9 protein-coding genes are annotated in these 24,801 nt (G+C 74.1%); 8 read left to right on the top strand and 1 reads right to left on the bottom strand.

All coding sequences use genetic code 11. From position 1 onward, the window contains the following. The first annotated feature begins 18 nt into the window (after window positions 1-18). From GSY65_RS02680 to GSY65_RS02655, 6 genes are all read left to right on the top strand, one after another. Window positions 19-6,600, top strand: coding sequence for a type I polyketide synthase (locus GSY65_RS02680; RefSeq protein ID WP_159765754.1), 6,582 nt, complete (start codon window positions 19-21; stop codon window positions 6,598-6,600). A 325-nt stretch (window positions 6,601-6,925) separates the two neighbouring features. After that, window positions 6,926-9,610, top strand: coding sequence for a LuxR family transcriptional regulator (locus GSY65_RS02675; protein WP_236579677.1), 2,685 nt, complete (start codon window positions 6,926-6,928; stop codon window positions 9,608-9,610). Between the two features lie 107 nt (window positions 9,611-9,717). Continuing rightward, window positions 9,718-9,927 carry a DUF5988 family protein gene (locus GSY65_RS02670; protein ID WP_159765752.1) on the top strand — a complete coding sequence of 70 codons (210 nt, stop codon included), beginning with the start codon at window positions 9,718-9,720 and terminating at the stop codon, window positions 9,925-9,927. Between the two features lie 113 nt (window positions 9,928-10,040). Beyond that, the gene (gene ccrA, locus GSY65_RS02665; RefSeq protein ID WP_159765751.1) at window positions 10,041-11,408 is read left to right on the top strand and encodes a crotonyl-CoA carboxylase/reductase; all 1,368 of its coding nucleotides are present in this window, start codon (window positions 10,041-10,043) and stop codon (window positions 11,406-11,408) included. Continuing rightward, entirely contained in the window at window positions 11,405-12,391 is a 987-nt protein-coding gene (locus tag GSY65_RS02660) for a 3-oxoacyl-ACP synthase III family protein (RefSeq protein WP_159765750.1), read from the top strand. Before ccrA ends, GSY65_RS02660 begins: the two co-directional genes overlap by 4 nt. A gap of 93 nt (window positions 12,392-12,484) precedes the next feature. Further along, window positions 12,485-13,705, top strand: a complete 1,221-nt coding sequence (locus GSY65_RS02655; RefSeq protein WP_159765749.1) for a cytochrome P450 — start codon at window positions 12,485-12,487, stop codon at window positions 13,703-13,705. A gap of 114 nt (window positions 13,706-13,819) precedes the next feature. On the opposite strand, the gene GSY65_RS02650 is transcribed toward GSY65_RS02655, so the two are convergent. Continuing rightward, the gene (locus GSY65_RS02650) at window positions 13,820-14,845 is read right to left on the bottom strand and encodes a cytochrome P450 (protein WP_236579676.1); all 1,026 of its coding nucleotides are present in this window, start codon (window positions 14,843-14,845) and stop codon (window positions 13,820-13,822) included. 506 nt (window positions 14,846-15,351) lie between these two features. On the opposite strand from GSY65_RS02650, the gene GSY65_RS02645 reads away from it, so the two are divergent. Further along, complete coding sequence (locus GSY65_RS02645) at window positions 15,352-15,777, top strand: NlmOI (RefSeq protein WP_159765747.1); 426 nt, start codon at window positions 15,352-15,354, stop codon at window positions 15,775-15,777. A 71-nt stretch (window positions 15,778-15,848) separates the two neighbouring features. Beyond that, complete coding sequence (locus GSY65_RS33530; protein WP_328707479.1) at window positions 15,849-24,800, top strand: type I polyketide synthase; 8,952 nt, start codon at window positions 15,849-15,851, stop codon at window positions 24,798-24,800. The last annotated feature ends 1 nt before the right edge of the window (window position 24,801 follow it).

Here is a 24,801-nt window from a genome sequence, read left to right as displayed (position 1 = left end):
GAGGAAAGTGACGCACGTATGCCCAGCACAGCCGACGAACCCGGCACCGCCACCGAGAGCAAGCTGCGCGAGTACCTGAAGCGGGCCATCGCCGACGCCCGCGACCTGCGCGAGCGGCTGAAGCGGACGGAGGACCGGGTGCGGGAGCCGATCGCCGTCACCGGCATGGCCTGCCGGTTCCCCGGCGGGGTCCGCTCCCCGGAGGACCTGTGGCGCATGGCGGCCGACGGCGTCGACGCGATCGGCCCCTTCCCCCGCGACCGGGGCTGGCCGCTCGACGACCTGTACGCGACGGCCGACGGCGACTCCTCCTCGACCACCCTGGAGGGCGGCCTCCTCGACGATCCCGCCGGCTTCGACGCGGAGTTCTTCGGGATCTCGCCCCGCGAGGCCCAGACGATGGACCCGCAGCAGCGGCTGCTCCTGGAGGTGTCCTGGGAGGCGGTCGAACGCGCGGGCATCGACCCCACCTCCCTGCGGGGCAGCCGCACCGGAGTCTTCTTCGGCGGCGGGTCCGAGGACTTCGCCGGCCTGCTGGCGATCCGCCGCGACTCCGCCGAGTCAGCCTCCCTGACCGGCGTCACCAGCAGCGTCATGTCGGGCCGCGTCGCGTACACCCTCGGTCTGGAGGGCCCCGCGCTGACCGTGGACACCGCCTGCTCCTCCTCGCTCGTCACCCTGCACCTCGCCGTTCAGGCACTGCGCACGGGCGAGTGCGACCTGGCGCTCGCGGGCGGTGCGACGGTGATGGCCACACCCGGCATCTTCCCCGAGTTCGCCCGGCAGGGCGGCCTCGCCTCGGACGGACGCTGCAAGGCCTTCGCGGACACGGCAGACGGCACCGGCTGGGGCGAGGGCGTCGGCGTGCTGATGGTGGAACGGCTGTCGGACGCCCGCCGCAAGGGCCACCCCGTGCTCGCGGTGATCCGCGGCTCGGCGGTCAACCAGGACGGCGCCTCCAACGGCCTCACGGCACCCAACGGCCCCTCCCAGCAGCGCGTCATCCGTGACGCCCTGTCGAACGCCGGCCTGTCGCCGGCCGACGTGGACGCGGTGGAGGCCCACGGCACCGGCACCCGCCTCGGCGACCCCATCGAGGCACAGGCCCTGCTCGCCACCTACGGGCAGGGCCGGCCCGAGGGCCGGCCGCTGTGGCTCGGCTCCGTGAAGTCCAACATCGGGCACACCGTCGCGGCGGCCGGCGTCGGCGGCGTGATCAAGACGGTGATGGCCCTGCGGCACGGCGTCCTGCCGAAGACCCTGCACGTCGAACGGCCGACGCGACACGTGGACTGGTCGTCGGGCGCCGTGGAACTCCTGACGGAGACCCGGCCCTGGCCGGAGACGGGTCGGCCGCGCCGGGCCGGGGTCTCCTCGTTCGGGATCAGCGGCACCAACGCCCACGTCGTCCTCGAACAGGGCGACGCGTCCCCGGCCGGCCCCCCGGAGGAGGACACCTCCCCACGGCCCCTGCCCTGGCTCCTGTCCGCCCGCGGCGCGTCGGCCCTCCAGGCCCAGGCCGCGAAACTCCACGCCCATCTCACCGACCACCCCGACACGCGTCACCAGGACATCGGCCTGTCGTCGGCGGTCACCCGCGCCGCCCTGGAGCACCGCGCCGTGATCGTCGGCAGGAGGCGCGAGGACCTGCTGCGAGGCGTCGCGGCCCTGGCCGAGGGACGACCGGACGCCGGACTGACACGCGGCCGGGTGAGTGGCGGTCCCGGTCCGGTGTTCGTGTTTCCTGGTCAGGGGTCGCAGTGGGTGGGGATGGCGGTGGAGTTGCTGGAGGCTTCGCCGGTGTTCGCGGAGTGGATGGGGGAGTGCGAGCGGGCGTTGGCGCCGTATGTCGGCTGGTCGTTGCGTGAAGTCCTCGATGACGAGGTCGCGTTGGACCGGGTCGATGTGGTGCAGCCGGTGTTGTGGGCGGTGATGGTGTCGCTGGCGGGGGTGTGGCGGTCGTTCGGGGTGGAGCCTTCGGCGGTCGTCGGGCATTCGCAGGGTGAGATCGCCGCGGCGGTGGTGGCTGGTGGTCTGTCGTTGGAGGACGGGGCGCGTGTGGTGGCGCTGCGGTCGAGGGCGATCCTGGCGTTGTCGGGCAGGGGCGGCATGGCTTCCGTGCAGTTGCCGGTCGAGGACGTACGCACTTTCACGCCGGTGACGGACGGCCGGGTGGAGGTGGCCGCGGTCAACGGTCCTTCCTCGGTGGTCGTGGCGGGTACGCCGGAGGGTCTGGACGAGGTGGTTGCCGAGGCGGAGGCGCGCGGCGCGCGGGCCCGGCGGGTCGAGGTGGACTATGCCTCGCACTCGGCGCACGTGGAGGAGATCCACGACGAACTCGTGTCTGTTCTTGCTGATGTGGTGCCGTCCGTGTCGCGTGTGCCGTTCTTCTCGACGGTGACCGCGGACCGTTTCGACACGTCGGGGTTGGACGCGGAGTACTGGTACCGCAATCTGCGGTCCACGGTGCGGTTGGAGGCGACGGTGTCGGGGCTCGTCGGCGCCGGGCACGGTGTCTTCGTCGAGGTCAGCCCGCACCCCGTCCTCGTCGGTGCCGTGCAGGAGACGGCGGAGGCGGCCGAACGCGCGGTGGCCGTCACCGGTACGTTGCGGCGGGACGACGGGGGCCTGGAGAGGCTGCTGCTGTCGCTTGCGGAGGCCTACGTGCACGGGGCCCCCGTGGACTGGCGGGAGTGCTTCGCCGGGACCGGGGCCCGGACCGTCGACCTGCCCACCTACGCCTTCCAACATCTGCGCTACTGGACGGAGTTGCCCGCCGCACGGTTCGGGGACGCCACGCTCGCCGGGCTCGGTGCGGCCGAACACCCCCTGCTGGGTGCCGTCGTCGAGCCGGCCGACGGCGACCGCACGGTGTTCACGGGGCGGCTGTCGCCGCAGGAGCAGCCCTGGACGGCGGATCACGCGGTGCACGGCACGCTACTGCTGCCGGGTGCCGCCTTCCTGGAGCTGGCCCTGTGGGCGGGTGAGCGGACCCAGGCGCCACGGGTCGACGAACTCGTCCTGGAGGCGCCACTGCTGCTGTCCGCGTCGGAGCCGGTGCGGCTGCAGATCGTCGTGGACGGGCCGGAGGAGGACGGGCGACGGGCCGTGCGGTTCTACTCCCGCGCGGAGTCGACGGGACAGGAATGGACCCGGCACGGCAGTGCCGTACTGAGCGGGGCCGAGCAACCGGAGTTCGATCTGGGCGCCTGGCCGCCCACCGGCGCCGAACCGGTCGAACTGGATGGTCTGTACGAGAAGATGGCGACCGCCGGGTTCGGCTACGGTCCGGCCTTCCGGGGGCTGCGGGCCGCCTGGCTGCGCGGCGACGAGGTGTTCGCCGAGGTGGAGGTGGAGACCGACGCGGCGGGAACCGGCGGCGACGCGTTCCTGGCACATCCCGCGCTGCTGGACGCGGCGCTGCACGGCGCCAGTCTGCTGCCGGGCACGCTGGACAGCGGTGCGCGGCTGCCGTTCTCCTGGTCCGGCGTCACGATGTACGCGACCGGCGCCACCTCACTGCGGGTACGGCTGGCCCCGGCCGGGGCCGACGGGCTGTCCCTGCACGCCGTGGACGCCCTCGGTGCCCCCGTGCTCGCGGTGGACGAGCTGGCCTTCCGGCCGGTCGCCCCCGAGCGGCTGTCTGCTGCGGCGCCCGGTGGGCCGGACGGGCTGCTGCGGGTCGAGTGGCCCGAACTGCCCGTGCGCGCCGCCACCGCCGGGACGTACCTGTGGCTCGACGGCGACCGGGCGGAGGACACACGCACCTACGGCACGGTGGCGGACCTCGACGCCGCGCTCGCGGCGGGCGAACCGGCGCCCTCGGCCGTGGTGGCCCCCTGCCCCGTCACCGCCGACGAGGAGGAGCCGGCGGACGCCGCCGAACGCGCCACGACATGGGGCCTCGCCCTGCTGCGGCAGTGGCTGGGCGGCACCAGGACGGCCGACCTGCCGCTCGTGGTCGTCACCCGGGACGCGGCCCCCGTCGCCGGAACGCCCCCCACCGCCACGGGCACCGCCCACGCGGCCCTCGTCGGGCTGCTCAGGTCCGTGCAGGCGGAGGAGCCGGGCCGCGTCGTCCTCGTGGACGTCGCCGGGGACGAACCGCCGACCCCGGAGCTGCTCGACGCCGCGCTCGCCGCCGCCGAACCCGAGGTCGCCGTGCGGGGCGGCTCGGTGCACGGCAGGCGGCTGGTGCGGGCCGGCGGCGAACCCGGCCTGCTGCGCCCGCCCGCCGGGCACACCCAGTGGCGGCTCGACGTCACCGAGCCGGGGTCGTTCGGCAACCTCGCCCTCGTGCCCACCGCGGAAGGCGCCGGGGAACTCGCGGAGGGACAGGTCCGGGTGGCCGTCCGCGCGGCCGGACTGAACTTCCGCGACACCCTCATCGCCCTCGGCATGTATCCGGACCCGGCGCCCCTCGGCAGCGAGGGGTGCGGGGTGGTGACCGAGGTCGGCCCCGGCGTCACCGGCCACGCCCCCGGCGACCGTGTGATGGGCACCCTCGACACCCCGTTCGCGCCCCTCTCCGTCGCCGACGCCCGGCTGCTCGCGCCGGTCCCCGACGGCTGGACGGACGCCGAGGGCGCCTCGGCCACCGTCGCGTTCCTGACCGCGTACCACGGCCTGGTCGACCTCGGCGGGCTGCGTGCGGGCAGCCGGGTCCTGATCCACGCCGGCGCCGGCGGTGTCGGCTCCGCCGCCGTGCAGCTCGCCCGCCACCTGGGTGCCGAGGTGTACGCGACGGCGTCCCGCCCCAAGTGGGACGCGCTGCGCGCGGCCGGCCTCGACGACGCGCACATCGCGGACTCCCGCACCCTCGACTTCCGCGACGCCTTCCTCGCCGCCACCGACGGCCACGGCATGGACGTCGTCCTCAACTGCCTGGCCGGCGAGTTCACCGACGCCTCCCTGGAACTGCTGCCGCACGGCGGGCGGTTCGTCGAGATGGGCAAGACCGACCTGCGCGACCCCGGGCGGATCGCCGCCGACCGTCCCGCGGTCACGTACCGGCCCTTCGACCTCGCCGAGGCCGGACCGGAACGGATCCAGGAGATCCTGCGGGAACTGGGAGCCCTCTTCGCGGACGGCACGCTCACCCCGCCACCCGTGACCCGCTGGGACATCCACCGGGCCCCGGACGCGTTCCGCGCGCTGGCCCGGGCGGACCTCGTCGGCAAGGCCGTACTGACCCTGCCGGGCGCCGGGTTCACGGCCGACGAGACCGTCCTCGTCACCGGCGGCACCGGCACCCTGGGCGCCCTGGTCGCCCGGCGCCTCGTCACCCACCACGGGGCCCGGCGGCTGCTCCTGCTGTCGCGCTCGGGACCCGAACCGGACACGGCGCGGACGCTGAGCGCCGAACTCGCCGCGGCGGGCGCCGACGTCGAGGTGGTGGCCGGCGACATCGGTGACGCGGGCGCCGCCACGCTCCTCCACGACCACCTCCGGCGGCGGGGCGACCGGCTGGCCGGCATCGTGCACTGCGCGGGCACCACCGACGACGGCGCCCTCGCCTCCCTCACCGAGGAGCGGATCAGGCGCGTCCTGCGGCCCAAGACGCACGGCGCCCGGAACCTGCACCGGCTCACCGGACTCCACCCGGAGGTACGGCGGGTGGTGCTGTTCTCCTCCGCCGCCGCCACCTTCGGCTCACCGGGCCAGGCCAACTACGCGGCCGCCAACGCCTTCCTCGACGCCCTGGCGCACCGGTGGCGGGCCGAGGGCCCGCCCGCCGTGTCCATCGGCTGGGGACTGTGGGAACAAGCCAGCGGCCTCACCGCCCACCTCGACGCCACCGACCACCGGCGGCTGCGGACCGGCGGCTTCCGCGCCCTGCCCACCGACGAGGCGCTGGCCCTGTTCGACGAGATCCTGCGGGGCCCGGTCCCCGGCCCCGCCGTCGTGGCCGCGCCGCCGGACACCGCCGCCCTGCGCGCCCGGCACGCGCGTGACCCGCTGCCCCCGTTCCTGCGGGGCCTCCTCGGCCCGTCCGCGGCCCCCGCCCGACGCCGGGCCGCCGCGGAGACCCGCGCACCGGGCGAGGCGCTGCGCGCCCGGCTCGCCGCGATGCCGGAGGAACGCCGCCGCGCCGCCCTGCTCGCCGTGGTGCGCGCGGAGGTCGCCGCCGTGCTCGGCCATGCCACCGCGGGGCTCGTGGACACCGAACGGTCCTTCCGCGACATGGGATTCGACTCCCTCACGGCCGTCGAACTGCGCAATCGCGTCAATGCCGCGACCGGGCTACGACTTCCGGCCACGCTGGTTTTCGACCACCCCCGGCTGGAATCCCTCGCCGCGCACGTGTCGGACCTCCTCGCCCCCGGCGGAGGCCGAGCGGTCACCGGGGCGGACGGCGACGAGAAGGAGGCGGAGATCCGCAGCCTCCTCATGTCGGTGCCCTTGGCACGTCTGCGCAGCAGCGGACTGCTCGACCCGCTGCTCGCCCTCGCGACAGGGCGGTCCGCCCCGTCCGCCACCGCCGGCGTCGAACGACCCGACCGGGGGGACGACATCCGCGGGATGGACGCGGCGGCCCTGGTGAAAATGGCCAGAACTCTTTCCACGGGCCGGGAACCCGAAACGGAAACTCTTGCATAGTCATGGTTTTGATCGAACTCTGAGAATCTTTACACTGCGCATCCGGTCTGTTTCCGGAATGCTGGCTTCCGTGGCCGCTGACCCTTGGCTATGTTGGTGGCGAGTCGGCAACCGGACTGCTCGGCCGGGGCGGTCAACCACGGTTCCGGCTCATCAAAACCGATGTGGTTTCCACGGGGGCTCCGAACCCATCGGACAGTTCTATAGACCGTCCGGCGCGCTCTGCGATTTCTGGGTCGATCCCCATGCGAATCGCAGAACACGGTGGGGTGTGATTGGGGTTAGGTACATGTTGTTTTCTGGCCGAGACGACAAACTGCAACTCATGAAGGCCCTCCTCGCCGAATGCGAGCGCGGTACAGCCCTGACCGTCGTCCTGGAGGGCGGAGTCGGCTCCGGGAAGACCGACCTCATGGAAGGCTTCGCCCTCCATGCCGTGGACAACGGTGCCACCGTCCTGTCCGAGCGCGACCTCGACGGCCTGCTCTCCACCGGACCGGATCGCACCGTCGCGCCCGGGGCACCGGAATCCACCCGGCCGTCCGACTTAAGCGATCGCCTGGGGGAGCTCGCGGAGCGGGCTCCCGTGGTCATCTGCCTCGACCAGCCGCAGGAGCGCGAGGACTCGGTCTGGCGCCGCCTGCTGGCGGCCCTCCGGCGCCGGCTGCGCAAGAGCTCCGTCATGGTGGTCGTCCCCCTGCTGCCGTACGGCGGCTGCCAGGGCGACGTGCACTGCGAACTGCTCCGCCAGCCCAACCTGCACCGCCTCCGGCTCGGTCCCCTCGACCGCGACCAGGCCGCCGAACTCTGCGCGACCCTGCACGGCGGCCCCCTGGACGACAGCGACCGGGAGGCCGTGCACGCCCTCAGCGGTGGCAGCCCTCTGCTCGTCCGCGCCCTGGCCGAGGAACTGGACATGCGGTCGCGCGCCGAAGCGGGGGCGCCCTGGCCCAGCCCTCGCGGCCTGTACTCGCGGGTCGCCCGGGACTGCGTCTGCCTCAGCGGCCCGCTGGCCGCCTCCGTGGCCCTGGGGCTGGCCGCGCTGCGCGAGTTCTCCGACCCGGTCGGGCTCGCCGCCGTCCTGCGCCTGGACGGGGCGGAGATCGCGCGCGGCCTGCACCTGCTGCGCGAGGCCGGGGTGGCCGACGGCTGCCGGCTGCGGCACCCGGTGATCGAGGACGAGATCCTGGAGCACGCCGACCCCGACCACCGCTCCGAGGTCCTGCTGCGCGCCGCCGAACAGGTGCGCCGGTGCGGCGCGGGAGCCCTGGCGACGGCCCGCTATCTGCTGAAGATCGGCACCGCCCGCGAGCCCTGGCAGACGGCCGTCCTCCAACGCGCCGCCGACGAGGCGCTGGCCAGGGACGACGCCGACTTCGCCGTGGCGTGCGTCGACCTCGCCCATGACGCCGCGACCGACTGCTGGGAGCGGGCCCGCCTCGCGCTGAAACGTTACGTTGTGCTGCTGCGCACCGACCCGTGGCGGGTCGAGCACCAGTACCTGGGCAGGATCGAGTGGCCCGAGTGCCACCACGGGGCGGACGCCTGCCCGGCACGGACCGTGCTCGCCGCCCTGCTGATGATCGGATGCGGGCGGCTGGAAGAAGGCGGAGCCATGCTCCGCGCGGTGGCCGCGCAGGTGGACACCGGGGAGGCGAACGCGCGCCCCGACCACTTCAACGAGGGCTGGCCCTGGTTCTTCTGCCTCACCCCCGGCATCCCCGACGCCTGGTCGCTGGCGATGTCCTCCGAACGGACCGCCTGCGGCGAGGAGCACGACTTCGACGGACGGGTCAGCGCCGACGGGGTCAACTTCGGTGTCTGCGCCAACGGCCACCACGTCCGGCCCCCCGCCGTCCACGAGATCGAGGAACACCTCGCCGCCTGGACGCTCGGCGACACCACCCTCGCCCTGATCGTCCCCGAACTGCGCCACCTCATGGCCGCCGGCCGCCCCGACCTCGCCGACGCCTGGTGCGAACACTTCCAGAGCGAGGCGGCCGCACGCGGCGTCGAGGGCTGGCGCCAGCTGTTCACGGCGCTGCGCGCGGAGACCGCCCTCGCCCGCGGCCGCCTGACCGAGGCGGAGACGTACGCCCGGGAGATCGTCGACCTGGGCGGGGACGCACCCAGCCACTGGCTGTGCGGCCAGGTCATCACCGCCCTGATCGCCGTCTGCACCGCGTCCGGCCAGTACGAGGAGGCCGTCCGCCTGCTGGACCGCCCCGTGCCCGACGGGTTCTTCCGCAGCCTGCACGGACTGGACTACCTCCGCGCACGCGGCCAGTTCCTGCTGGCCGTCGGCCGCCCCCATCTCGCCCTCTCGGACTTCCTGGCCGTCGGCCGCCACACCGAACGCTGCGACGCGCTCCGGAGGACCCAGCCGACCTGGCGGATCGACGCGGCGGAGGCCTGGCTCGCCCTCGACAACCCCCAGGAGGCCCAGCAGTTGCTGGAGGACCACGAGAACCACTCCGGCGGTGAGTCCCCCCTGGTCGCCGGATCGTGGCTGCGCGTACGGGCCCAGTTCGCCCCGCCGTCCGAACGGCCAGGACTGCTCACCCGCGCCGCCGAGCATCTCCAGGCCTCCGGCAACTCCTGGGAACTCGCCCGCGTCCTGGTCGACCTCGCGGAGGCCTACCGGGGCCTCGACCAGCCGGCCCGCGCCGACCTCACCCTGCGCAAGGCCCAGCAACTGGCCGAGGAGTGCGGGGCCGGCCCGCTGCGCGAGCGGATCGCCTTCCTCGGGCTCGTCGACGGACGTCCCGCCGTACGGGTCGCCCGCGGCCCCCGCCGGGCCCCGGACCCCGTCGCGAAACTCAGCGACTCGGAGCGACGTGTGGCGGTCCTCGCCTCCCGCGGCATGACGAACCGCGAGATATCCAGCGAGCTCTTCATCACGGTCAGCACCGTCGAGCAGCACCTCACACGTGTCTACAAGAAGCTCGACATCACCTCGCGCCAGGAACTGCCGCTCCATATCGAGCTGGGGCTGCCCGAGACGGCCTGACACCGCCTTTACGGGGGTGCCTAGGGGTTGTCCGTGCGCGAGGGCGCTGCGAGATTCTCACCGAGGCAGAAGTCCACTGCGAATCCCTGGCTGAGGAGGTTTTCGGCATGGTTAATTTCAAGGTATTTCTGTCCGACGGCCCGGCGTATTTCCCGGATGAGGAGAGGGTGCAGTTCGCCACCTCCCTCACGGAGAAGGTCAAGCACCGCCTGGGTGCCGGATACGAGCACTTCGTCCACAAAGGTGAATTCACCACCATCGACGGTGAGGAGGTCGCCGTCTTCCGCTGGATCACCCGGACCGCCATCGCGGAATGAGCGCGGCCCCCGCACCCCGGACAGGGGGCCCCGCGGGATCTGAGGGGTGGCGTTAGGGGGCGGAGCCTCACCTAGCGTCGACGACACCGGTAGCCGTACGAGGAAGGGCCGACATGGGTTCTGTGACTGACGCGGTGCTCGCGGGAGCGAGTCCCGAGGAGGTGGAGCGTGCGGCTCTGCCGGAGGAGTTCACCGCGGCCCACCTCCGCATCGAGGACGTGGACGTGTTCCGGGGTGTCGCCGACAAGGACGTGCGCAAGACCCTCCGCGTCGGCCCCGTGCCGCTGCCGGAGCCCGCCCCCGACGAGGTCCTCGTCGCCGTCATGGCCAGCTCGATCAACTACAACACCGTCTGGTCCGCCACCTTCGAGCCCCTGCCGACCTTCCGGTTCCTCGCCGGCTACGGACGGCAGGGCGGCTGGGCCGCCCGCCACGACCAGCCGTACCACGTCCTCGGTTCGGACGCGGCCGGTGTGATCGTCCGGGTCGGCTCGGCCGTCCGGCGCTGGCGCGTCGGCGACCACGTCCTGGTCAACGCGGCCTGCGTCGACGAGCAGGAGGCCGTCACCCAGGCCGACGGCATGCTCGGCGAACACCAGCTCGCCTGGGGCTACGAGACCAACTTCGGCGGCCTCGCCCACTACTGCCTGGCCCGCGCCGGGCAGCTCATCCCCAAACCCGCCCACCTCACCTGGGAGGAGGCCGCCTGTGTGCCCGCCTGCGCCGGCACCTCCTACCGGATGCTGGTCTCGGACCGCGGCGCCCGCATGAAACAGGGCGACGTGGTGCTGATCTGGGGGGCGACCGGTGGAGTCGGCGCGTACGCCGTGCAGTTCGTCAAGAACGGCGGCGGCATACCCGTCGGCGTCGTCGGCTCACCGCGCAAGGCCGAGGCGCTGCGGGCCCTCGGCTGCGACATCGTCATCGACCGCTCGGAGATCGGCATCGGCGAGTCCGAGGGCGACGACTTCGAGCAGGCCATCGCCGACGGCAAACGACTCGGCGCGGTCATCCGCCGCGAGACCGGCGAGGACCCCCACATCGTCTTCGAACACGTCGGCCAGGCCACGTTCGGGATGTCCCTGTTCGTCGTACGACGCGGCGGCACCGTCGTCACCTGCGGCTCCAGCACCGGCTACCGGCACCGCTACGACAACCGCTACCTGTGGATGAAACTCAAGCGGGTCATCGGCAGCCACGTCGCCAACCTCCACGAACAGTGGGAGTGCGCACGGCTGTTCGGCCAGGGCCGCATCATGCCGGTGATGTCCTCGCTGTTCCCCCTGAGCGAGGTCGGCGAGGCCACCCGGCTCGTGCAGCGCAACGACCACATCGGCAAGGTCGGCGTCCTGTGCCTCGCCCCCGAACCCGGCCTCGGCGTCACCGACCCCGAACTCCGGGCCCGCATCGGCGAGGACCGCCTCAACCCGCTGCGCCCCTTCGCCGCCGACGTGCCCGGCGCCCTGGCGGTGACCCGATGACCACCTCCATCGGCGTCCTCGGCACCGGCTCCTACCTCCCCAAGGAGGAGATCACCAACGAGGAGATCGCCCGCCGCGTCCCCGGCATCACCGCCGAGTGGATCGGCCGCCGCACCCTCATCACCGGTCGCCGCTACGCCGCCCCCGACGAGGCCACTTCCGACCTCGCCCGGCACGCCGCCACCGCCGCCCTCGACGACGCGGGCGTCACGGCGGACCGCATCGACCACCTCATCGTCGCCACCTCCACCGGCGACGCCCCCCTGCCGCCCACCTCGTCCCTGGTGCAGAACGCGCTCGGCGCCCACCGCGCCGCCGCCTTCGACATCAACATCGCCTGCGCGGGCTTCGTCTACGCCCTCGACGTGGCCCGCGCCCTCGTCGCCCAGCGTCCCGGCTCACTCGCCCTGGTCATCGGCGCCGACCTCTACTCGCGGTTCCTCGACTACGGCGACCGGGGCACCGCCGTGCTCCTCGGCGACGCGGCCGGCGCCGCGGTCGTCGGCGCCGTACCGGAGCAGCGCGGCATCCTGGACGTCGAACTCGCCGGACGCGGCGACGCCCACGAACTCATCTGGATCGAGGGCGGCGGAAGCCGCGTCCCCGCCTCCGCCGACACCGTCGCGAACGGCGGCCACTACCTGCGGATGATCGGCCGCGGCGTCGCCGACTTCGTCATGCACAACGTCCCCCCGATGATCGACCCCCTGCTCGCCCGCACCGGCACCACACGCGAGGAGATCGCGCACTTCGTGCCCCACCAGGCCAACGGCGTGCTCCTCGGCGAACTCGTCGAACGCTGCGGCCTCACCGGAGCCCGCACCCACACCCCGCTCGTCACCTACGGCAACATGGGCGCCGCCTCGGTGGCCGTGGCCCTGGACGAGGCGTCCCGCGCGGGTCTGCTGCACGACGGCGAACTGCTCCTGCTGGCCGGCTTCGGCGCGGGCATGGCAGCCGGGCTCTGCCTGCTGCGCTGGTGAACCCGGCCGCCCGCACCGGCCGTTCACCCGCCGACGCGAACGCCGTCCTTCCCCCTTCTCCGTCCCGCCCCCTCCCACCGAAGGAACGCTGCCGTGCCCGAAGCCACCCCCACCGCGGAGTTCGACTTCCCCCTGCTGAGAACCTGCCCCTACGCGCCGCCCGCGGAGTACCCCGCCCTGCGCGCCACCGGGGGACCCGCACCGGGACGGCTCTACAACGGACGGCGCGTCTGGCTCGTCACCCGTCACGACCAGGCCCGCGCCGTCCTCAACGACGCCCGCTTCAGCTCCGACATCACCAACCCCGGATACCCCATGTACGCCGAGGCGTTCGAGGGGTCCCGCGCCTTCCCGATGCTGTTCACCATGGACCCGCCGCAGCACACCGTCCAACGCAGGGCCGTCGTCAGCGAGTTCACGCTGCGCCGTGCCGAACAGCTGCGCCCCGCCATGCAGCGCAAGGCGGACGAACTGATCGACGCCATGCTGGCCGGCGGGAACGAGGCGGACCTCGTCACCGCGTTCGCCGAGCCGTTCTCGGGCACCATCACCTGCTGGGCGCTCGGCATGGAGTACGCCGACATGCAGGCGTGGCTGCTGGACCAGCGGGAGGTGCGGCGGCAGGCGACCTCCGCCGTCGACACCGCGCAGGTCGGCGACGAGGTCGCGACCCGCATGATCGCCCTCCAGCAGTACTTCCTGCGCTTCATCGACAACAAGCAGGAGAACCCCGGCGACGACCCCACCAGCCGCGTCATCGAGAAGCACGTGAAGACCGGCACGATCAGCAGGACCGAACTCGCCAACCTCTGCTTCCTGATCTTCATCGCCGGCCAGTCACCGGTCCAGGCCATGCTCACCGCGGGCGTGGGCCTCCTCCTGGACAACCCCGACCAGGTCGACCTGCTGCGTGACGACCCCGCCCTCGTCCCCGGCGCCGTCGACGAGATGATGCGGCTGATCAGCCCCCTGGACCTGATGCCGCGGGTAGCCCTGGAGGACGTGGAGGTGGGCGGGCGGCTCATCCGCGCCGGCGAGGGCGTCGTCGTCGCCAACGGCGCCGCCAACCGCGACCCCGCCGACTACCCCGAGCCCGACCGGCTCGACGTCCGCCGGGCGGGCCGCGGCCATCTGGCCTTCGGTACCGGCATCCACCACTGCCTCGGCGCCAACCTCACCCGGATCGGCCTGGAGGTCGCCTACGGCACCCTCTTCCGCCGCCTGCCGGGCCTCAAACCGACGCTGCCCGTCGAGGAGTTCTACGACCGGCCCGGCTGGCACCCCGAGGTGGAGCGGATGCCGGTCACCTGGTGACGCCCGCGGGGGCCCGTCCGCTGCCGCCGAGCCGGACGGGCCCCCGCACGGCAGCGGGCCTGTACCTTCCCCCGCAGGGAGGTACAGGCCCGCTGCCGAACCCGGCGCTGCGCCTCAGCCGGTGACCTCGACCGTCAGCCGGCGCGGACCGACCACGTTCTTCGGGTGGTGGTGGGCCACCGCGTCCGCGTCCCCGGCGACCCTCAGCCCGGGGAACCGGTCCATCAGCAGGTTGAGCACGATCCGTGCCTCCAGCCGGGCCAGCGGGGCGCCCATGCAGAAGTGGACGCCCTGACCGAACCCGAGGTGGCGGCCCTGGTCCCGGCGCAGCTCGAAGGCGTCGGGGGAGGTGAACCGCTCGGGGTCCCGGTTGGCGGACACCGTCCACAGCGTCAGCACCTGGCCGGCGGGGATCGTCACACCGGCCAGCTCCGACTCCCGGGTCGTCATACGGACCAGTCGGGAGAAGGCCGGGCGCAGCCGCACCGACTCCTCCACCGCGGCCGGCACCAGGGAGCGGTCCCGGCGCACCTCCGCGAACGCCTCGGGGTTCTCGTCCAGGCACAGCACGGTGCTGCCGAGCACCGCCGTCGTCGTGATGTGACCGGCGAGCAGCAGCGTGCCGACGAAGCCGACGATCTCGTCGTCGTCGAGCTGCCCCTCGTCGGTCCTGGCCAGGACCAGCTGGGTGATCAGATCGTCCCTCGGCGCCGTCCGCCGCAGGGCGATCTGATCCAGCATGTACGTCCGCATCTCCACGGCCGTCCGCACGAAGGCGGCGATGTTCTCCTCGCTCGGCAGGGCGCTCTCACCGCCGCCGTTGGCGAGGATGAAGTCCAGCCCCCACTTCTCGAACAGGGGCTGGTCCTCCAGCGGAACGCCGAGCAGTTCGGCGATCACGAACACCGGCAGCGGATGGGTGACGGCCTCGACCAGGTCGAACCGGTCACGGTCGGCGACCGCGTCCAGCAGCCCGGAGGCCAGCTCGGTGATCCGCGGCTCCAGGCCGGCCACCAGCCGAGGAGTGAACGCCTTGCTGACCAGTGAACGCAGCCTGCCGTGCATCGGCGGGTCCATTCCGACCACGTTCCCCTTCGCCATCCAGTCGGTGTCCGGATGGGAGGGAATCACGGCGGACATGTCGCTGGAATAGGTGGCCGTGTCGGACAGCACCCGGGACACATCGGCGTACCGAAAGACATGCCAAAGCCCGGGAAACGCATCGGGAACAACGGGATTCTGCTGGCGGCTCTGCGTCAGCCAGGCAAGCAGGGACGGGAAATCGTCCTGGGTTTCCGGCAACGGGGACTGCTGATCGGTGGTCATCGCCTCGCTCCTCGGTGAAGGAACCGGACGGTGGCCGGCTCCGCCCCGGGAGCCTAATGACCTCAACAGATGCCGGACACCCCTAGCTCCCGCGCGACCCGCCCCCGATCACGTCCCGCGACCCCCCTAACAGATCCGTCCGGGCTTGTGCGCGGCAATCCCGGGTCCATAAATTCCCTTCCGTATCAACGGTGTCCCCAGCCAACGGAGTTGCCATGAGTGCGCAGCCCATTCAGTCCGCGGACGACACGTCGCGGGATTCCGTTCCCGTCGAGAGCGGTGCAGTCGTTCTGCCCAGCCGTAACGACATCGCGCCGGAAATGCGGCAACTGGATTTCCTCCTGGGTGATTTCCGCATCGAATACACCAACCTCACCACGGACGAGGTCACCACCGGTGAGGCGACCTGCTCCACCCGCCCCCTGGCCGACGGCCGGTTCTACGAACTGACCCAGCGGATCCCGGTGCCCGGCATCGTCGCCACCTGGCTCATCGGCTGGAGCGACGTCGACAAGTCCTTCGTCAGCTTCTACTACGACGACTGGGGCCACCACGGCACGTTCACCGGCCCCGGCTGGGTCGACGGCCACTTCAGGCTCCGGGGGGACAGCGCGGTCTTCGGCACCCACCACGCGTTCGTGGAGGACTTCGAGATCGTCGACGCCGACCACCTCGTCAAGCACGGCTTCATCGTCGTCGGCGACGACCTGGTCCCCGGCGACATCCTCCACTTCCACCGGATCTGACCGCACCCGAACCGCTCAGCCCACGGCACACGCCGTGCGACGGAACGTCTGGAACACAGGGAGGGAAGCGGATGACGGCCGCGTCCGAGGCGATCGCCGTGGTCGGCATGGCGTGCCGACTGCCCGGAGCCGGCAGCCCGGCCCAGTTCGCGGCCCTGCTCGCCGACGGCGGTGACGCCGTCGCGGAGGTCCCCGACGCACGCCGCGCCGCCGTCCCCGACAGGCCGGGGACCCGCCCGCGCGGCGGATTCCTCGACCACGTCGACACGTTCGACGCCGCGTTCTTCGGGATCTCCCCGCGCGAGGCGGCCGTGATGGACCCCCAGCAGCGCCTGCTGCTGGAACTCGGCTGGGAAGCCCTCGAACACACGGGCACCGTCCCCGCCGGGCTGCACGGCACCCGCACCGGGGTCTTCGTCGGCGCCCTCGCCGACGACTACGCCCATCTCGTGCGACGGCACGGCCCCGCCGCCCTCACCCCGCACACCTTCACCGGGGTGCAGCGCTCCCTCCTCGCCAACCGCGTCTCCTACACCCTCGGCCTGCGTGGACCCAGCCTGACCGTCGACACCGGCCAGTCCTCCTCCCTCGTCGCCGTCCACCTGGCCGTGGAGAGCCTGCGCCGCGGCGAGTGCACCCTCGCCCTCGCGGGCGGTGTCAACCTCATCCTGGCCCCCGAGAGCACCCTCGCCGTCGCCCGGCTCGGCGCGCTCTCGCCGGACGGCCGCTGCCACACCTTCGACGCCCGCGCCAACGGCTACGTCCGTGGCGAGGGCGGCGGCCTCGTCGTCCTCAAACCCCTGTCCCGGGCCCTCGCCGACGGCGACCGCGTGCACTGTCTGATCCGCGGCAGCGCCGTCAACAACGACGGCGGCGGCAGCGCCCTGACCGTCCCCGACCCCGAGGCGCAGCGCGAGGTGCTCACCCTCGCCTGCGAGCGTGCTGGCACCGAGCCGGGAGACGTCCAGTACGTCGAACTCCACGGCACCGGAACCCCCGAGGGCGACCCCGCCGAGGCCGCCGCGCTCGGCCGCGCACTGGGCGCGTTCCGCCCCGCCGGCCGGCCGCTGCGCGTCGGGTCAGTCAAGACCAACATCGGGCACCTGGAGGGCGCGGCGGGTATCGCCGGGCTCCTCAAGACGGTGCTGTGCCTGCGTGACGCCCGCCTCGTCCCCACCCTGCACCACGACACGCCCCACCCCCGGATCCCCCTGCACGATCTCGGTCTGACCGTGCAGCGCGCCACCGAGCCCTGGCCCGACACCGGGGGGCCACGCGTCGCCGGCGTCAGCTCCTTCGGGCTCGGCGGCACCAACTGCCATGTGATCCTGTCGAGTTGGGAGGGAGAGGAGGGCTCAGGCACGGGGGAGGGCGACCACCCCCTGCGGGACGCTCGGGACGCGGGACCGGGCTCCGCACCGGACACCGACGACCACGGGGGCACGGCCGTTCCGTGGGTGCTCTCCGCCCGGACGCCCGCGGCCCTCGCCGATCAGGCGCGGGCCCTGCTGGACGCCGCTCCGGACGCGCCGCCCGCCGACATCGGCCACGCCCTGCTGACCACCCGCACCCTGTTCCCGCACCGCGCGGTGGTGCTCGCCGCCGACGGCCCGGCCGGGACGCGCGGCCTCACCGCGCTCGCCTCCGGCGAACGCGCCCCCGACCTGGTCACCCACCCGGGCCCCCTGCCGCCCGCGGGGCCGGGCCCCGTCTTCGTCTTCCCCGGCCAGGGCTCCCAGTGGGCCGGCATGGCCGCCGAACTCCTCGACAGCTCAGCCGAGTTCGCCGCCGCCTGGGCCCGCTGCGAGGAGGCACTCACGGCCTGCGTCGACTGGTCGCCGACCGGCGTCCTCCGCGCGGCCCCGGGCGCACCGGGGCTCGACCGGGTCGACGTGCTGCAACCCGTCCTGTGGGCCGTCATGGTCAGCCTCTCCGAGGTCTGGCGCGCCCACGGCGTCGAGCCCGCCGCGGTCGTCGGGCACTCCCAGGGCGAGGTCGCCGCGGCCTGTGTCGCGGGTGTCCTCTCCCTGCGGGACGGCGCGCGGATCGCCGTACGCCGGGCCGAGCTGATCGCGCGCCGGCTGTCGGGCCGGGGCGGCATGGTCGCCGTACCCGAGTCGGAGGGCCGCGTCCGGGACCGGCTCGCGGCTCTCGGCGGACGTGTCGAGATCGCCGCCGTCAACGGCCCCCACGCGGTGGTGGTGTCCGGTGCCCCCGACGCGCTGGAGGAACTGCTCGCCTCGTGCGCCGCCGACGACGTCCGCGCCCGCCGGGTCGCCGTCGACTACGCCTCCCACTCCTCCCACGTCGAGGACGTCCGCGCCGAGCTCCTCGACGCGCTCGCCGACGTCAGCCCGCTGCCGGGCCGGGTCCCGCTGTACTCCACCGTCGAGCCGGGCCGGATCGTGCTCGGGGAGGACGGACCACGCCAGGACGGCACCTACTGGTACCGCAACCTGCGTGAGCCGGTGGCCTTCGCCCCCGCCGTCCGCGCGCTGGCGCGGGCCGGCCACCACACCTTCATCGAGATCAGCCCGCACCCGGTCCTCACCACGGCCGTCGCCGCGACCGTGGAGGAGATCGCGGAGGAGACCGGTACCGCGCCGGTGGTCGTCCCCACCCTGCGCCGCAACCACGGCGGCCCCGAGCAGATCACCGCCTCCCTGGCCCAGGCGTTCGTCGCCGGCACGGACGTCGACTGGGCCCCCGCCTTCGCCGGACACCGGCCCGCTCCCCGTCTCGACCTGCCCACGTACCCCTTCCAGCGCTCCCGGCACTGGCTGGCTCCGGACGACGGGCCGGACGAGCGGGGCGACGGGCGGAGCGGGCGGGGCGAGGGCGACGTGTCGGAGCACCCGTCGGTCCCGAGTAACCCGTCGGTCCCGAGTGACCGGCCGGTCCCGCGCGTCCCGAGCGACCCGCGTGACCTGCTCGACCTCGTGCGGGCCGAGGCGGCCCTGGTCCTCGGGCACCGGTCGGCGGCGGACGTCGCCCCCGAACTCACCTTCAAGGACCTGGGCTTCGACTCCCACCTGGCCCTCGAACTGCGCAACCGCCTGGGCGCCGTGACGGGCAGGCGGCTGCCCACCACCCTGCTGTTCGACCACCCCACGCCCACGGAGGTCGCGCGCCGGCTCGCCGAGGACGGCACGGCCACGGCCCGGTCCACCCCCGGCGTTCCCGTCCCCGCCGACGAGCCCGTCGCGATCGTCGGCATGGCCTGCCGGCTGCCCGGCGGCATCAGCGACCCCGAGGGGCTGTGGCAGGCCGTCCTGGACGGGGTCGACGCGATCTCCGCGCCACCCGCCGACCGCGGCTGGGGCGACGGCGTCCACCGGGGCGGTTTCCTCGCCGACGCCGCCGACTTCGACGCCGACCTGTTCGGCATCGCGCCGCGTGAGGCGCTGGCGATGGACCCCCAGCAGCGGCTGCTCCTGGAGACGGCCTGGGAGGCCCTCGAACGCGCCGGTGTCTCCCCCTCGTCCCTGCGGTCCACCAGGACCGGTGTCTACGTCGGCGCCATGTCCCAGGAGTACGGGCCCCGGCTCCACGAGGCCCCCGACGACCTGCGCGGCCATCTGCTCACCGGGAACACCGCCGGGGTCCTGTCCGGCCGTCTGGCGTACGTCTTCGGCTGCGAGGGCCCCGCAGTCACCGTGGACACCGCCTGCTCGTCGTCGCTGGTCGCGCTGCACCTGGCCGCCGAGTCCCTGCGTCGTGGGGAGTGCGCGACGGCGCTCGCCGCCGGTGTGGCGGTGATGGCCACCCCCGGTCTGTTCGAGGAGTTCGCCCGGCAGGGCGGGCTGGCGGGCGACGGCAGGTGCAAGGCGTTCGCCGCCGGGGCCGACGGCACCGGCTGGTCCGAGGGCGTGGGCGTTCTCGTCCTCGAACGGCTCTCCGACGCCCGCCGCGAGGGCCGTACGGTCCTCGCCGTGCTGCGCGGCTCCGCCATCAACCAGGACGGCGCCTCCAACGGCCTCACCGCCCCCAACGGCCCCGCCCAGCAGGGCGTGATCCGCGACGCGCTGGCCCGCGCCGGGCTGTCGGCATCGGACGTGGACGCCGTCGAGGCCCACGGCACGGGAACCCGGCTCGGCGACCCCATCGAGGCGCACGCCCTCCTCGCCACCTACGGTCAGGGTCGTGAACGGCCTTTGTATCTGGGGTCGTTGAAGTCGAACATCGGTCATGCCCAGGCGGCGGCCGGTGTGGCGGGTGTCATCAAGACGGTGCTGGCGCTGCGGCACGGGACGTTGCCGCGCACCCTCCATGTGGACGAGCCGACACCCGAGGTCGACTGGTCGGCGGGCTCGGTGGAGCTGCTGACGGAGGCACGGGCCTGGCCGGAGACCGGCCGTCCCCGCCGGGCCGGGGTGTCGTCGTTCGGGATCAGCGGCACCAACGCCCACGTCGTCCTGGAGGAGGCCCCCGTCGCGGAGACCCCCGACAACGAGGCGGTCGGCGTCCCCGTACCCATAGAACCACCCCTGTCTCCCGTACTCCCTCCATCTCCCGTACCCCCCGTATCGCCCGTGCCCCTCGTGGTGTCGGCCGCGACCGGGGAGGCGCTCGCGGCGCAGGCCGCGCGGGTGCGGGCGCGGCTGGCCGCGTCGCCGGACGGGGAGGGCGTGTTCGGGGAACCCGGTGGGCTCGCCCGCGTCGGGCACGCGCTCGCGGTCACCCGTGCCGCGCTCCCGCACCGGGCCGCCGTCGTCGCCGCCGACCGCGCCGAGGCACTGGCCGGACTCGACGCCCTCGCCTCCGGCGCCGGGACGGCCACGGCGTTCCACGCGACCGCCGCCGAGGGCCGGACCGTGTTCCTCTTCACCGGCCAGGGCAGCCAACGGCCCGGCATGGGCCTGGAACTGGCCGCCGCACAGCCCGTGTTCCGGGATGCGCTGGACGAGGTGGCCGCGCACCTCGACCCGCACCTCGCGCAGCCCCTCGCGAAGGTACTGGCCGACGGCACGGGTCTGCTCGACCGCACCGAGTACGCCCAACCCGCCCTGTTCGCGCTGGAAGTGGCGCTCCACCGCCAACTGGACCACTGGGGCTTCGTCCCCGACCACCTGCTCGGGCACTCCGTCGGCGCGCTCGCGGCGGCACATGTCGCCGGGGTCTTCTCCCTGCCGGACGCCTGCCGTCTCGTCGCTGCACGGGGCCGCCTGATGCAGGACCTGCCCGCGACCGGTGCGATGGCGGCCGTGGAGGCCACCGAGGAGGAGATCCTGCCGGAACTCGCCGGCCGGGAGCACGAGATCGGCCTCGCCGCCGTCAACGGCCCCGCCGCCGTGGTGATCTCCGGTGACACGGAGGCCGTGACGCGTACGGCACGACACTGGGAGCGGCGAGGCCGCCGCACCCGGATGCTGCGCGTCTCCCACGCCTTCCACTCGCCCCACATGGACCCGATGCTCGCCGCCTTCGCGGAGGTCGCCCGCTCGGTCGCCTACCACCCGCCGGTCCTCCCGGTCGTCGACGACCGGACGGGCGGGACGGCTACGGCCGACGACCTGTGCTCACCGGACCACTGGGTCCGTCACGTCCGTGAGACGGTCCGCTTCCATGCCGCCGTCCTGCGGCTGAGGGACCTGGGAGCCACCCGTTACGTCGAGTTGGGGCCGGACGGCGTGCTCAGCGCGATGGTCCGGGAGACCCTGACGGAGGAGGCCGGCGCGCCCGCCCCCGCACTCGTCGTGCCGCTGCTGCGCCGGGACCGGCCGGAGGCGCCGAGCGCGGTGGCCGCCGTCGCGCGCCTGCACGTGACGGGCCACAGCCCCGACTGGGGCACGGTCTTCGCGGGACACCCGCCCGCCGGCCCCGACACCCTGCCGACCTACGCCTTCCAGCGCCGCCGCTACTGGGTGGCCCCCGCCCCGGCCCGCACCACCGCCGTGCCCGGCGCCACCCCGCTCGACCATCCGCTGCTCACCTCGGCCGTCACCCTCGCCGACTCCGGGCACACCCTGCTGACCGGACGCGTCGACACCACCGTCCGGCCCTGGCCGGCGGACCGTACCGTCCACGGCAGGGTGTCCGTCCCCGACACGGTCCTGCTGGATCTCGCGGTCCTCGCCGCCCGCGAGACCGGCGCGGGCCACGTCGAGCACCTGCTGCCCGTGACACCGCTGGTACCGCCCCTGCGCGGCGCCCTCGACCTCCAGGTCACGGTCGGCCCGGAGGACGGCGTGCACGGCCACCGTTCCGTGACCGTGCACGCCCGCCCCCACGACGGCGACACCGGCTGGATCCGGCACGCCGAAGGCACCCTGACCACCGCCCCAGGCGCGGGACACGCCCTTGAGGACGAGCCGGAGCGCCCGGCGCGGGAAGCGCGCCCGTCCGAGGAGGCGCGGGAGTGGCCGCCGGCCGGAGCCGAGCCCGTCGACGTGCCGTCGTCGGCCGACGACGGACCCGACCGCACAGCGAGCGTCGGGTACGGGCCTGGCCTCGCCGGACTCCGCGCGCTGTGGCGGCGGGGCACCGAGGTGTGGGCCGAGCTGGTCACGCCGGACACCGACCAGGTCGCCGCGGAGGACTTCGGACTGCACCCGGCGCTCCTGGAGGGCGTGCTGCACGCCCTGAGGCTCACCCGGACGGGCGGCGCCACGCCCTGGCACACGGCGACCTACCGCGGCGTCACGGTGCGGGGCACGCCCACCGGACGGCTCCGGGCGCGGATCACCCCCGTGGACGGCGACACGGTCACCGTCACGATCACCGACACCACCGGCCGCACGGTCACGACGGTCGGCGCCCTCACCCCGCTCCACCGTCCCGCGCCCACGGCGACGGCCGCCCACCCCTACGACGAGGCCCTGCCGTACGAACTGGCCTGGCGCCCCGTCCAACCGCCCCTCGGCACACCTCCGGACCGCTGGGCCCTGATCGGCGATCCGCACACCCTCCCGTCCGGCGCCGTACCGGACGCCGACCGCCATCCGGACCTCGGCGCGCTCCTCGCCGCCCCGGCCCCGCTGCCCGACACGGTCGTCACCCGCTGCGCCGCCGCCACGCCCGCCTTCCCCGCCGACGCCTCTGCCTCCGCCGCCCCCTCGCCCCCCGAGGGGCCGTGTCCCGGCGCCTCCGCGTCCGACGCCGCCCGTGCCGCCGCGCACCGGGCCGCCGGGCTGGCCCGGACCTGGCTGGCCGACGACCGCCTCACCGACACCCGGCTGGTCGTCGTCACACGGCGAGCCGTCGCGGCCGGTGACGGACCGTGCGAGCCCGCCGAGGCGCCCGTGTGGGGCCTGCTCCGCTCGGCCCAGACCGAGCACCCGGGCCGGTTCGTCCTGGTGGACCTCGACGACGACCCGGCGTCCGCCGCCGCGCTGACCGCCGCAGCGGCCTGTGGAGAGCCGCAGGTCGCGGTCCGCGCGGGCCGCCTGTACGCACCCCGCGTCGTACGGGCCACGGCCCCCGGGACCGACCCGGACCGCAGCGACACGGCCCCCGACCCGAGCGGCACCGCGTTCGACCCGAACGGCACCGTCCTCGTCACCGGCGGTACCGGAGCCCTCGGCCGGCTCGTCGCCCGGCATCTCGTGGCCCGTCACGGGGCACGTCGGCTCCTGCTGGTCAGCCGCCGGGGCGCCGACGCCCCCGAGGCGGCCGGGATCGAGGCCGCCCTGCGCCGGGAGGGGGACGTCCACGTCACGGTCGCCGCCTGCGACACGGCGGACCGGGACGCGCTCGCCGCCTTGCTCGCGCGGATACCCGAGGCCCACCCGCTGACAGCGGTCGTGCACACCGCGGGCGTCCTGCACGACGCCGTCGTGGAGGCGATCGAGCCCGGTGACCTGGACCGCGTTCTGCGGCCCAAGATCGACGCCGCGTGGAACCTGCACGAACTGACCGCCGACGCCCGAATCTCCGCGTTCGTCCTGTTCTCCTCCGTGTCCGGCGTCAACGGCGCGGCGGGGCAGGGCAGTTACGCGGCCGGCAACGCCTTCCTCGACGCCCTGGCCCACCTGCGCCGCGACCGGGGCCTGCCCGCCGTGTCCCTCGCGTGGGGACCGTGGGCCCCGGAGGCGGGTGCCCCGCTCGGCGCGGACCCGGCCGCCGGACAGGCCGCGGGCATGACCGCCGGGCTCGGCGAAACCGACCTGCGCCGGATGCGCCGCACCGGACTTCTGCCCCTCGACCGGGACCAGGGCCTCGCGCTCCTGGACGCCGCCCTGCTGCGGCCGGGCCCCGCGCTGCGGCTGCCGCTGGCGCTGTCCCTGCCGGTCGTGCGCCGTACGGCGCACGAGGGGGCGGCCTCGCCGCTCTACCGGGAACTGGCCGGCAGCGCCTGGCGCGACCCCGCCACAGCGGCCCCCGGCACCGGTCCCGGCGGCGATGAGCAGTCCGGCAGCACGGCCGCACGCCTCACCGTCGGCGCCGGGCTGACCGCCCCCGAACAGGAGGCCGCCCTCCTCGAACAGGTCCGCGGCCACGCCGCGGCGGTCCTCGGCCACCGGGACGGGCGCCGCGTGGACGCCGCCCGCACCTTCAAGGAGCTGGGGTTCGACTCGCTCATGGGCGTCGAACTCCGCAACCGGCTCACCGCCGCGAGCGGGCACCGCATGCCCGCCGGGCTGCTGTTCAACCAGCCCACACCGGCCGCCGTGGCCCGCTATCTGCGCACCCGTCTCGCGCCACCGCCCCGGCCCGCCGCGGGCTCGCTCGACGACGGGATCGGACACCTGGAGGACCTCCTGACCCGGATCCCGGCCGGCCCCGCCGAACTGCACGCCACGGCTCGGCGCCTGCGCGACCTGCTCGCCCGGTGCGAGGAGCGCTACGCGGCCACCTCCACGGCGGCTGCTTCCGTACCCCACCCGGCGGGCGGCAACGGCACACCCCGGGCGGGCACCGCCGCCAACGGTGCCGGAGCCGGGCCGGGCGACACCGGCGACGGGAGCGCCGGGAACGCCGAGGACGGCGGCGTACGCGCGGCGCTCCGGACGGCGAGCGTCGACGAGATCTTCTCCTTCATCGACCGGGAACTCGGTACCGACCTGCAGGAGCGCGGGGAGTGAC

Origin of the sequence: Streptomyces sp. HM190, from assembly GCF_009857135.1 — a bacterium.
GTDB classification, from domain to species: domain Bacteria; phylum Actinomycetota; class Actinomycetes; order Streptomycetales; family Streptomycetaceae; genus Streptomyces; species Streptomyces heilongjiangensis.
Note: the sequence above shows the minus strand (reverse complement) of the source record. Positions and strands in the feature narration are given on the sequence as shown.